Here is a 12311-nt window from a genome sequence, read left to right as displayed (position 1 = left end):
CCTTAATAAGTTAGGCAAAGTATTAGGCCAGTATTTTGTGCAGCTTATTCTCTTGCATCAGCTTCAAGATCAGCTCGCCGAACAGCGTATTCGCCCATGCGAACCACGATCTTGTGAACTGGGTTGGATCATCCACATTGAACCCTTCATGCATGAAGCCAGTGTCGCCGTCGGTAGCAATAAGCAGCCGTACCAGCTCGGCAACTTCCTCTTCATCCGTCGCAGTGAGCGCCTGCATAACAAGGCTGATATGCCAAATATAGCGCGGCGGCGTATGCGGGCTTCCAATTCCCCGGGCAATACGGCCTTCGTAATAGTACGGGTTGTCCGGGCTGAGGATGAACCGGCGCGTGTTCTGGTAGATCGGATCTTCCTTCGCCGTGTAGCCAAGGTACGGAATGGACAGCAGGCTTGGCACATTCGCATCATCCATAAGCGTGTAATTGCCAAGCCCATCCGTCTCGTACGCGTAGATATCGCCGTAGATCGGATGCTTATAAATGCCATAAGTCGCGATCCCTTCGTCGATATCAGCTTTCAGCGCCAATGCATCGCTCTTCAGCTTATCATCGGACAGCACATCAGCTGCGATCTCCGCCAGGTAGCCGAGCGTAACGCTTGCGAACATATTCGCCGGTACCAAATAGCCGTATGCGCACGCATCGTCGCTTGGCCGGAAGCCTGACCAAGTCATACCTGTATAGGCGACCGGAGCGCCAAGGCCGTTATTGTGAATCGTGTCGCTCGCCGGACCCGACGTACGGGTGAACCGGTACGGTGACTGGTCCATATGATGCTGCTCGACGCGCCACAGCTGCACGATGCGCTGCGCCGCCTCCCGGAACTTGGCATCGAACGCGGCCCTCCGCCCCGTCTGCTTCCAGAACAGATACGCAATCTGGATCGGATAGCAGAGCGAATCGATCTCGTATTTACGTTCCCACACCCACGGATTCGGCTCCATCAGCTCAGTAATATCGTCTTCCCAGCGGTTATTATTGGCTTCCTCATTGAACGCATTGGCGTAAGGGTCCATCAGAATGCTGGTGAACTGACGCTTGAGCAGCCCCTCTATGATGTTGCCGAGATCTTCATCTTCGCTTGCCAGCTGAATATAAGGACGAACCTGAGCACTCGAGTCCCGCAGCCACATCGCCGGAATGTCGCCGGTAATAACGAAAGTCGAACCGTCCTCCTGAAGCCGTGTCGTCGTCTCGAGTGTATTCGGGAAGCATTGTTTGAACATATGCGCAAGCTTCGGATACGGAGCAAGCTCCTTCTCTGCTTTAGCGAGAACCTCTTGAATGGATGGAGTCAATTGCAATGTAAACACCTTCTTCTATTGGATTAGTTGAAGCTAGAGCTAGCAAGGCGGCTGATCAAGAATCGGCGAGTCCATAAACGAGACCACACCTTGCTCTGTCCCATGTAGTTCAAAAATAACGAGTTCATTGTCGCCCTCGCGAAGCAGCGGCGCAGGCACATATAAAGTCCGCTGCGGCCCTTTGTTCCAGTAACGGCCGAGGTTGAATCCGTTCAGGAAGACGACGCCCTTCGTCCAACCTTGCATGTCGAGGAAGGTGTCAGCCGGGGAGCCCTCTACATGCAGCCTCCCTTTGTAGAATTTCGGCCCTGAAGCATCTGCGGAATCGCCGCCACTATTAAAGGACAATTGCGACAAGTCCTCCAGTGGAAGCGGCCGAATCGTCCAATCGAATAGGAATTGGAAGCCGAGCCTTACCCCTTCAGTAATCCCTTTATGATCCTTCAAGTAAGGGCCATAGTTGATTCTGCCCATATTCTCGACGAGAATGTCAAGCTTCGCACCGCCTTCAGGCACGCTAATTCTCACGGATTGCGGCGCTGGATCGCGTTCTATGCTGCCTTGATATTCGCCGTTCAGGAAGATCAACGCCCTGTCCCGGACATCATGCAGATACAGCTGCTCAGCCGGACGCGGTCCAGAGATCCGCGTAGAATAGAGAATAAAGCCGTGTTGCTGGCCCAGCCGCTCCATCGGAAGCGGCGTAACAGATTGCATAGGCGCGGATAAGGCAGGCAATTGCTCGAACAAGGCTGCTTGCTCTGTCAGCTCGACTCGGCCGTAAGCTTGCTTCGGTATTGCTGGCGGGAGCTCCAATTCGCCAACGGGCATGTAACGGGCAATCACTTCCCGCGCTGCATAATATTTGTCCGTCGGATCGCCTGCTTCATTAAGCATCGCATCATAATCGTAGCTCGTAACGGTCGGCTCATAACGATCCGGCTCCTGGCAGTTCGCCCCGTTATAGAAGCAAAAGTTCGTGCCGCCGTGGAACATATAGAAGTTGATGGAAGCTCCGGCCTTCAGCATGACATCGAGCACTCCAGCCGCATCAAGCGCGCCTCGCGTATGATGCGCTTTGCCCCAATGGTCGAACCAGCCGTTCCAGAATTCCATACACATGAGCGGACCGTCTGACTGATATTTCTTCAGCTTGGCGAATGCCGATGCAGCATCCGAACCGAAATTGACGGTCGACAGCACGCCAGGTACAGACCCGCCTTGCAGCAGCGCGTCGGTTGGTCCGTCTGAAGTGAACAGAGGTACATCGATGCCTCGCTTAATGAGACCATCCTTCAGATGCTCCAAGTACTTCGCATCGTTGCCGTAGCTCCCATATTCATTCTCGATCTGCACCGCAATAATCGGTCCGCCGTTCGTACACAAGAGTGGCGTAAGCCGTGGAATCAGCTCATCGTAATAGGCATCCACCTTGGCGAGAAACGCCGGGTGGCTGCATCTCAGCTGTATATAAGGATTAGCCAGCAGCCATGCCGCCAGACCGCCGAATTCCCACTCTGCACAAATATACGGGCTTGGCCGAACGATGACATGGAGGCCGAGGCTGCCTGCAAGCTCCACAAAGGCAGCAGCATCAGCTATCCCCTCGAAATGAAATTCGCCTTCCTTCGGCTCATGAATGTTCCAAGGGATGTACGTCTCCACCGTGTTCAGTCCGCAAGCCTTAAGCTTGAGCAACCGATCCCGCCAATAGGCCGGCACGGTTCGAAAATAATGCATCGCCCCGGAGAGCAGCCTAACAGGCTCGCCATCGTATACGAAGCCAGATTTTTCTATTGAAAATGAATGCAACCCGCTCGCTCCCTTCCTACGTATGTAGACAAGAATATACGCGAAAAAAGCACAGCTCAACGGGATTTTTTCTAGCAGTTCTCCTTTTTCCGCCTGCGAGCTGCTGCGCTACTCCACAATTTTCGCAAGAAGCGAATTCACGCGAAAAAAGTAAAGTGCGCAAAAAAGCGCACTGCTCTAGGGCAGCACGCTTGTCCTCTATTCTGGGCGCGTATCTTAATGCCTTGACCCTTACGCCTCTTTACGTTTCACCGGAACATAGATGTCCATCGACACTTCATCTAGCCCCTGACCGCAATGCTCCTCGTCATACAGCTCGAACTCTGTCGTACCTGCATGCTCATAGCCGGAGTGTGGGAACCACTCGCTAAAGACTGCCCCCCATGTGCTTTGAATCGAATTCGAGAACTGATCCATCGGTACCTTCGGTGTTGTGAACACTGCATATTCGGCAGCGCCAAACTCGCGGCAGACCAGATCGCTGTCCTCTACGCCTTCGAAAGTGTCGACTTCCATTCCGATCGTATATTTGAACTTGCCTGATTCCATATCGAAGCTATGACAAAGACCAAGCTCAACCCAGTTGTCTTTATGAACGCGATTTGGAATCCGGCGGCCCCAGCCACCTTTAATGTACTCCTGCCAGAACGCCGGAATTTGACGATGATTCTCGCCATCACGCGTGGATGTCTCAAGATCGAAGCCGATAACTTTGAAAGCAGGTTTCATCACTAAACGGTAATCCATTCGAATGCCTCCCAAATAAGGATTAAATTTGCCTTGCAGGACGTTCAGCTTCGAGTAAGCGGTAGGCTTGATCCCTTGCTTGCGGTATTCCGCCGGCGTTAAATCAAACATGCGCTTGAAAGCGCGCGTGAACGTTTCATGATTCTGAAACCCGTGAGCCAGTGCAATGTCGAGCAGTCTTGCATCCGTGTGGGCCACTTGATAGGCTGATTTCGCCAGACGCCGTTTGCGCACATAATCCATCACCGTCTCGCCAGCCATATTCAGAAAGACACGGTGAAAATGAAAGTCAGACAGCTTCGCGATTCGAGCAAGATGCGCTAAAGAAAGCTCCTCCGCGATATGCGCTTCTACGTAATCAATGGTCATTTGAATCTGCTTCAAGTAATCCTGCCTCATGGAAACCTGTTACTCCTCTCAATTGCTGTTTCCATTGTACCGTACGAAAGTCCGCTAGTTCTTGATGTTTCTTGCCATAAATGAAAAAAAACCGCCAGCATTTCAGCCAGCGGCTCTCACATTTAGTTCAGTTATTTAAACTTGTCTGGGAATTGCTTCATAATTCCGTTCGCCAGCGTATCCGACAGCATATAGAGATGTGTCAGCCCATCGTCGAACGCTTTGATCTGACCGTTCCAATCCTTCTTCAACCTTGTTGTAAGCTGCGCCGCAACGAACTCCAGGTGGCGATCAAGCAGCGACTTCAAGTCATTGTACGACCAGTTCGGATTCGCACCGCTCAAGAATTTGGCGAGATCATCCGCATTCTGATACCACGCCTTATTGAACTTCGCCAAGTCCGCTTGATTGCCGCTCATGGCTGCACCGACGATCTGTCCCGCGAGCAGAATATGCTCCCGCAGCAACGCTGCCAGCTTATTGCCAGCTTCCTCGCCGTAATAGGGCTTGATCGCATTGCCGATGTCCTGCTGGTTGCGAAGCAGTCGCTCCAACACTTTATCTTTGTCCGGTAGATTCGAGGTTGCGCTGACAATATAGGATTGCGCGTAGATCGCGTGATCTGTCCACAGCCTTCTCATGTTGTCCTTGAGCTCCCACATCGGCTTTGTCCAGCAAGCTTGGTGATTGTGGGAGTGGTCGAGAGCCTTGCTTGCATGTACACCAGCGGGAGCTAGTCCTAAGGTTAGCGCTAGGCAGAGCAGTATCACTTTGATGCTACGATTTCGCATGTTGTCGTTCTTCTCCTTTGTTTGAAACGCCGGTAGTGGAAAGCCCCTTATATTGTGGACATTTCCACTCATTTCATGCATGTGTCGGCGATTAACCCGTGCCAAACTGCTCCCTACCGCATGTAATAGTACGAGTGTGCGGCAGAATGCCGCTATCAAGGAGGCTGGTAGATTCATATGGCAAGGGTGACTAGTAGCGCAAGTAAGATGACCAAAGGCTGTACAGGCTGCAAAAGGACTCCGGTTCGAGCTGTATTCTCCACAGGCATTCTCCGGCGCAATCCGGGTACGAATTTCGCCTTGGTCGATCTGGTCAATCTAGGCAAAACGATCGCGAGAGAGATGAGGGTGCAAGTGTTTGACTGGTCCAGTGGTCTGCCCGTTCCGCTTACGTTATCACCTTGCAACACGACGACTTGCCTCGTATCGCTTGCTCCTGGCACGTCAAACTTCGTCTATGCCGACGTATCGAATGTACAGTTCAGATATGAGGTTCGCATCACCCGCCGCAGTGTGAACCGTAACGTCATTCTGAATGTGACAGGCCTTGGCGAGCAGCCGACATTAACGCCGCAAACCGGCAATAACGTGCTGCAGCACGGACTTGTACGGCTGAAGCGGAGACATGGATGTAAATAAGCTCACTGATATTGGGCCAATATCAGTAATCGGCCTATCTCTATCAACAAAAGCCTCCCCCAGCCATGATGGCTGAGGGAGGCTCTTTGTTTCTACGAGGATGCGACTATACGTGTTTCTTCCAAGCTTTCTCCCGCTCGCCAATGAGCGGGAACTCGCCGATGCGCAGGCGTGCGCTGCCATACGGTACGAGCGTCAGCTCGGCGAATTCTTGATTTATTGTCTTCGGATAGATCGGCGGCGCACCTGCATTGTTGCCTTCCATCTTCCACTCGCGGATGAGCTGCCCTGTCGCCTTGAGGCGAACCGGCGCATGCTCCGCATCGAATGGCTGGTACGGCACGTCAGAGAGCGCGGCCTCGTACTTGTTATCTGCCAACAGGCCGTATTTCCAAGGCGAGCCCGGGTAGACCTCCCAATCGTGGAACTTCTCCCGCTTCGTCAGCAGCTGCCAGTTCTCCTGAATCGGAAGCGCGAACACAAGCGGCCCACGCTCGACGCTAATCGCGTACAGATTGCGAGATACGGTGCGAACCTCCATCGGCAGCGTCAACGTTAGCTGCTCGCCATTCGCCCACTCCCTCTCCACGCGTGCGTAGCCATTAACGATGTTAAGCTCCTGCTTAACTCCGTTAATCGTCAAGCTTGGTGCCTCGCACCATGCCGGGATGCGCAGCGAAATCGCGAAGGCTGCGCTCTGGCGATCCAGTGCCACATCCATCGTAACCATGTCGCGGAACGGATATTCGCCGCTGACGGTGATCGTAGCCGCTGCGGAAACTCCGTTGCCAACCGTCGCTTGCACGGTACATGGCGTATAGGACACAGCCGCCAGACCGCCGCGGTTGTCGCTCATCCACAGATGCGAAGCCAGCTTCGGCCAGCCCTGGTGCATGTTCGCCGTACAGCAGCCGAAGTTCGGCTCAAGACCGAACAGATTCGCCTCCGAACCGTTGCTCCAGTTGCGTGGTGCTACGTTACAGACAATCTGATTCACCTGCTGATCATATTGGTGAGCGCACCAATCTTTTGAGATCGTCGCAGGCAGCGCGTTGAACGCAACCTTTTCGAGAATATCCCCAAACCGCCCTTCGCCGAACACCCGCGTCAGATTCTCCATCGAGTACATATATTCCACAACGGCGCACAGCTCGACGCCTTGGCTTGGATGCGTGCCGGACAGCCACTCGTCTCCGGAGAACATGCCATGCGCTTGCCCATGATAGGTCATTAAGCTGTCGATGCCGCGATGCACTGCTGCACGCTCCACCTCTGCGCCGCTCAGCTCATAACGGATGCCCGGCGTCTTAATGCCCATCGCCACGTTGACGACATGCGTCGTCCAGTCCCACTCTTCAACCTTGCGCCAATACGGGAAGTCGTGAAAAATATCAGTCCAATCATTCGTCTGCTCCGCGACAATGTCAGCCAGCTCAAGCAGCCACGCTTCCCCTGTTTCCCGGAAGAGCCATTGTATGCACAACAGCATCTCAGCACCGCGCGCCTTGGCCCATCCTTCAAGCGGAGTCGCTTCGATCTTGCTATGGACATAACCGAAGAATTTCGTTAAGAACGGTACAATTCGCGGATCGCCCGTTGCTTCCTTATACTGCGTCATGACCTTCAGCATAATCATGTAATGCCACCAGTCATGCTTCTTGTTAATATCTTGATTCACCGATTGAATCGTGCCAACAGGTCCGAATGAGCCGTCCTCCTGCTGGCTAGCTAGCGACCATTCAATCCAGCGCTGCGCCTTCGCAATAAGCTTCTCATCCTCTAGCAAGTAAGCAAGCGGCAGCATCCCGTCCAGATAGTACGGACCACGCTCCCAGCTCTCGCCACTTCCGCCAATCCAGCCGTTATTCGGTCCAACGTCGCCCCATTGCTCCTCGAGGTGTCCTGTCAGTCCATCTGCTTGAATACGCAGCTGGTTCCGCAGCCAGCCTGTCGGTTTAATCGCGCCAAGCGGCAGCGCCTGGAACGCGGTATCAATTAGCTTCCTCATGGTCGATTCCATTTCTCGCACGTCTCCCTTTGCACATCGAAATCTAATATTCCTTCCAACCGAATATAGCACGGAGACAAGTGGACAGCCGATACCCGAACACAACAATTAATTGTCCAATTACAACATTTAGGACCGGGATCAGATCTAGTGTAATACTCCGAAATCGCTTATTATAAAAGCAATCTAGTATTTGAAGGAGCTCACCACAATGTTCCGATTCACCTCTCCTCCTATGCCTCACCATATTACTTGCGGCGAAGACACCTATGTTCCCGGAGCTAGACATCCTGAGCGCGCCAGCATTGGGGTATTCGACCTACTCATCGTCACGAAGGGTTGTCTATATATGGAGGAAGAAGGAATGACGCTGACGATTCCTTCCGGCCACTATGCGTTTCTGCGTCCGGACCGTTATCATCGGTCGCCAATGCCATGTACGGAGGAGACGCATTTCTATTGGCTGCACTTCCAGACGCTTGGCAGCTGGAGCGAAGTGAATGAACAGGTGCCCTTCACGTCGCCGAACAGTAATGAGCCGTTCATGCAGATTGAAACCTTCGTCTATCATATTCCACGGATCGGTGAGCTTCGTACGCCGGAGACGGTTTATAGCTGGGTGCGCCAGCTCATGGCACTCCGTCATGAACCGTCGGCGGCGAGCAGTTTCCGCCAGCAAAGCATCTTCCTCGACCTGCTGCTCCAGCTGCAAGAAGAAGGCAGCGAAGCGGCGGGGGACGCTCATCTGGCGTTAGCCGACGAAGCGGCCGCGTTCCTGCGCCTTCATTACCGGGAGCCGATCAGCTATAAGGAGCTGTCGGAGCAGCTGCATTTTCACGCCAACTATATTGCGCTCTGCATGAAGAAGGCTTTCGGCTGCACTCCGCTAGAGTACTTGAAGCGCTACCGTATCGAACAGGCGAAGCAGCTGTTGATCCACACGAACGAGCCGATCGGTGCCATCGCCGAAGAAACCGGCTTCCTCACCTTTCCGTACTTCGTTCGCTGCTTTGGGAAGCATACGGGGACGCGGCCGAAAGCTTTTCGCCAGCGGTACCGGTAATTCGTCAATCGCCGCTCGCGAGCCATAGCCTCCGGGCGGTATAATAAATGCAAATGTGTATGATGGAAAAGAAAGAATGAGAGAAAGAATGAAAGGAATTTGCGCCCGTGAGCAACCCATTATCGCTGTCCGCAATCCTGTCGATGTGCGGGCAGCTTTCGTATAAGAAAGGCGAAGCCGCCTTTCGCAGCGGAAAAGTGACGATCACACGCTATGAGCCGGACGGCTCGCGCTGTGAAGCGATCGTCAAGCTGCAAGAGCGCTTCGACGTAAGCGTGCGAATCGACGAAGACGGCGATGTCGCTGCAGCCTGTAGCTGTCCGACGTTATCCTCTTACGACAAGTATTGCTCCCATATCGCAGCGGTGCTGCTTCAGCTGCACGATGCGCAGCAAGCAGGGCGCCAGCCGGGGCGCGCTGATGGCAGAGCCGTCGCATCATCGCCTGAGCGAGCTGAGCGAAGCGTGGATGGCGAGCTCGCCGCAAGCCTGCTCGGGCTGTTCACGCACAAGCAGCCGCGGCTACCTATCGGCTCGCGCTTAAGTCTCGAGTCCCGCACGCTGCTTGACGTGACTTTCATCTGCAAGCCGTTCACTTACGGCAAAGGAAGTGTGAAGCGCCTCTTCGGCATCGAGATGAAGGCGGGTTTGAATCGGCCTCTGATCGTGCAGCAGATTCGCGACTTCCTCGCTCATATTGAACGGGGCGAAGCCTATCCGCTGTCGAAGATGTTCACCTACGATCCGGTGCAGCACAGCTTCCATCCTGCCGATTATGAGATCATCAGGCAGTTAATCGCGATTCAGCACCACGAGAACCTGTACCGCGAGACGACGAGCGCATATTCGATACATGCAAGTCCGATGAGCGGAGAGCGGATGCTGCTCGTTCCGCCTTACGCCTGGGAAGCGCTGCTGCCAGCACTGACGAAGGCTCCTTCGGCGATGCTCGAACAGGATGGTGCGCAGTTTGAAGGCATCGCCGTATCAGACGAACGGCTGCCCCTGCAATTCAAGCTCGATCAAGGTGATGGTAAGAACAGAGGGATAGGCACGGAAAGCAGCTATCAGCTGGAGGTTGAAGGCCTTAATCGGATGACGATTATGGAAGACTACGGCCTTGTAATCACAGACGGCGGTAAGCTTGTACCATTGCCATCAGAGGGCTGCCGCAGGTTGACCGATCTGCAACAGCTGCTCGAACATTCCGATGCGCGCGACCATGTCGCGATTCGATCCGAACAAATTGAGCCGTTCATGGAGCGTGTCATTCCCGGCCTACTGAAGCTTGGCAGCGTTCATATTGCCGAAGCGGTCGAGAACCGCGTCACCCACCGGCCGCTGAAAGCCCGGCTGTACTTAGACCGCGTGCGGGACAGACTGCTCGCGGGGCTGGAGTTCCATTATGGCGAGCTGATTATTAATCCACTCGATGCGGCTACAGACATCCAGAAGCGAGGCGGACTTATTCTCGTGCGGGACGGCGAGCGGGAACGACGCATTCTCTCTCTTATGGAGGAAGCCGGGTTCGCGAAGACGGAAGCCGGTTATTTCATGGAGGATGAGGAAGCCGAGTATCAGTTTCTGTACCACATCGTCCCACAGCTCGAGAAGCTGTTGACGGTTCATGCCACTTCAGCCGTTAGAACGAGAATCCATACAGGCGGTCCGCCGCCGAAAGTAAACATTAAGATGAATGAGCAGACACATTGGCTCGAATTCGAGTTCGACATAAGCGGCATCCCCGAGACGGAGATCCGCCGCTTATTGCAGTCGATGGAGGAGAAGCGGCGTTATCACAGGTTGCCGAATGGCGAGCTAATGCCGCTCGAAACCGCCGAGCTGCAGGAGATGATCCGACTCTTTAACGAAGCTAAATTCACAGTGAAGGATCTCACGGCAGCTGGCATTCATGTTCCCCTGCTGCGCGGTCTTCATCTCATGGAGCAGCATCGAAACAGCAAGACCATCACGCTGGACAAGTCGTTTAGGCGGCTGCTCGACAACCTGCGAAGCCCAGACAACCTCGAATTCCCGGTGCCGGACAGCTTAGCGAACGTGCTGCGGGACTATCAGGTTTACGGTTATCAGTGGATGCGCACGCTCGCCAATTACCATTTTGGTGGCATTCTGGCGGATGATATGGGCCTTGGCAAAACGGTGCAAGCCATCACGTTCCTCGTCTCTCAGCTGCCGGAAATCCGTGAACAACGGCTCCCTGCCATCATCGTAGCGCCCGCTTCGGTCACGTACAATTGGCTCCACGAGCTGCGCCGATTCGCACCTCAGATTCGTGCTGTCATCGCCGATGGCACGAAGACGGAACGGAGCCGAATTGTGCAGGGAGCGGCATCGGACGCCGACGTTATCATCACTTCGTACCCGCTGCTGCGCCGGGATACCGAGCTGTACGCAAGACAATCGTTCCACACGCTTATTCTCGATGAAGCGCAGGCGTTCAAGAACTATACGACGCAGACGGCGCAGACCGTGAAGCTGCTCGAAGCTCGCTACCGGTTCGCGCTGACAGGCACGCCAATCGAGAACCGGCTGGACGAGCTGTGGAGCATCTTCGATGCTGTCTGTCCTGGCCTGTTCCCGAAGCGGCGAGAATTCGCGGAGCTGACGCGCGAGGCCATCGCGAAGCGCGCCCGCCCCTTCCTGCTGCGCAGGGTGAAGACCGACGTTCTGAAGGAGCTGCCGGAGAAGATCGAGACCCAGCTTGCTACCGAGCTGCTGCCGGAGCAGAAGAAACTATATGCCGCGTATCTTGCGAAGCTGCGGCACGAGACGCTGAAGCATCTGGACAAGGATACGTTCCAGCGCAATCGGATTCGCATCTTGGCTGGCCTGACACGTCTGCGCCAATTGTGCTGCCACCCCGCGCTGTTCGTCGAAGACTATGGCGGCAGCTCCGCCAAGTTCGAGCAGCTGCTCGAACTCATTGACGAATGCCGCAGCGCCGGCAGACGGATGCTCGTCTTCTCCCAGTTCACGCAGATGCTCGGCATCATTCGTCGTGAGCTGACAGAGCGCGGTGTGCCGTTCTTCTATCTCGACGGCAGCACTCCTCCTTCCGAGCGAGCGGAGCTAAGCGCACGCTTCAACGACGGCGAGCGGGAGCTGTTCCTCATCTCGCTCAAAGCCGGCGGCGTCGGTCTTAACCTGACCGGAGCCGACACGGTCATTCTCTACGACCTGTGGTGGAATCCCGCAGTCGAACAGCAAGCCGCCGACCGCGCATATCGGATCGGCCAGAAGAACGTCGTCCAGGTGATCCGGCTCGTCAGCCGAGGCACCGTCGAAGACAAAATGTTCGAGCTCCAGCAGCGCAAAAAGGACCTCATCAACGAGGTCATCCAGCCTGGCGAGGAGGCGCTGTCCGCCTTGACCGAGTCGGAAATCCGCGAGCTGCTTATGCTTGGTCCAGCATAGTTAGCGCGAAAAACCGTATCCCTGTGGGATACGGTTTTTTACAAGCTTTCGATGCGGATCGAGATCTAACGAACCGTACAAGCCCTATTCCCGC

8 protein-coding genes are annotated in these 12311 nt (G+C 54.6%); 3 read left to right on the top strand and 5 right to left on the bottom strand.

The window, feature by feature from the left end:
* Positions 1-22: 22 nt before the first annotated feature.
* The 4 genes from BMY11_RS18530 to BMY11_RS18515 form a co-directional block, all read right to left on the bottom strand.
* Positions 23-1324: a glycoside hydrolase family 125 protein gene (locus BMY11_RS18530; RefSeq protein WP_256217637.1), complete on the bottom strand. Its 1302-nt coding sequence runs from the start codon at positions 1322-1324 to the stop codon at positions 23-25.
* 39 nt (positions 1325-1363) lie between these two features.
* Positions 1364-3136, bottom strand: a complete 1773-nt coding sequence (locus BMY11_RS18525; RefSeq protein ID WP_090579401.1) for a glycoside hydrolase family 35 protein — start codon at positions 3134-3136, stop codon at positions 1364-1366.
* 231 nt (positions 3137-3367) lie between these two features.
* Positions 3368-4282, bottom strand: a complete 915-nt coding sequence (locus tag BMY11_RS18520; RefSeq protein ID WP_090579398.1) for an AraC family transcriptional regulator — start codon at positions 4280-4282, stop codon at positions 3368-3370.
* 131 nt (positions 4283-4413) lie between these two features.
* Positions 4414-5073 (bottom strand): glycosyltransferase, encoded by a 660-nt coding sequence (locus BMY11_RS18515; RefSeq protein ID WP_090579395.1) that lies wholly within the window; start codon positions 5071-5073, stop codon positions 4414-4416.
* 177 nt (positions 5074-5250) lie between these two features.
* Here BMY11_RS18515 and BMY11_RS18510 point away from each other — a divergent pair, with 177 nt between their 5' ends.
* The gene (locus tag BMY11_RS18510) at positions 5251-5712 is read left to right on the top strand and encodes a hypothetical protein (protein WP_256217636.1); all 462 of its coding nucleotides are present in this window, start codon (positions 5251-5253) and stop codon (positions 5710-5712) included.
* 106 nt (positions 5713-5818) lie between these two features.
* Here BMY11_RS18510 and BMY11_RS18505 read toward each other — a convergent pair whose 3' ends face one another.
* On the bottom strand, positions 5819-7732 hold the full coding sequence (locus BMY11_RS18505; protein WP_256217635.1) for a beta-L-arabinofuranosidase domain-containing protein: 1914 nt from the start codon (positions 7730-7732) through the stop codon (positions 5819-5821).
* A gap of 199 nt (positions 7733-7931) precedes the next feature.
* Here BMY11_RS18505 and BMY11_RS18500 point away from each other — a divergent pair, with 199 nt between their 5' ends.
* Positions 7932-8783 (top strand): helix-turn-helix domain-containing protein, encoded by an 852-nt coding sequence (locus tag BMY11_RS18500; protein WP_090579393.1) that lies wholly within the window; start codon positions 7932-7934, stop codon positions 8781-8783.
* Positions 8784-8890: 107 nt separating this feature from the next.
* A complete protein-coding gene (locus BMY11_RS18495; RefSeq protein ID WP_256217633.1) occupies positions 8891-12217 on the top strand; it encodes a DEAD/DEAH box helicase in 3327 nt (1108 codons plus the stop codon).
* Positions 12218-12311 lie beyond the last annotated feature (94 nt).

Origin of the sequence: Paenibacillus sp. OV219 (genome assembly GCF_900110075.1) — a bacterium.
Taxonomy (GTDB): Bacteria; Bacillota; Bacilli; order Paenibacillales; family Paenibacillaceae; genus Paenibacillus_Z.
Note: the sequence above shows the minus strand (reverse complement) of the source record. Positions and strands in the feature narration are given on the sequence as shown.

Coding starts and splice junctions, on each gene's coding strand:
- BMY11_RS18500 (WP_090579393.1), top strand. CDS start 7,932: ATGTTCCGATTCACCTCTCCTCCTATGCCTCACCATATTACTTGCGGC.
- BMY11_RS18510 (WP_256217636.1), top strand. CDS start 5,251: ATGGCAAGGGTGACTAGTAGCGCAAGTAAGATGACCAAAGGCTGTACA.
- BMY11_RS18520 (WP_090579398.1), bottom strand. CDS start 4,282: ATGAGGCAGGATTACTTGAAGCAGATTCAAATGACCATTGATTACGTA.
- BMY11_RS18505 (WP_256217635.1), bottom strand. CDS start 7,732: ATGGAATCGACCATGAGGAAGCTAATTGATACCGCGTTCCAGGCGCTG.
- BMY11_RS18515 (WP_090579395.1), bottom strand. CDS start 5,073: ATGCGAAATCGTAGCATCAAAGTGATACTGCTCTGCCTAGCGCTAACC.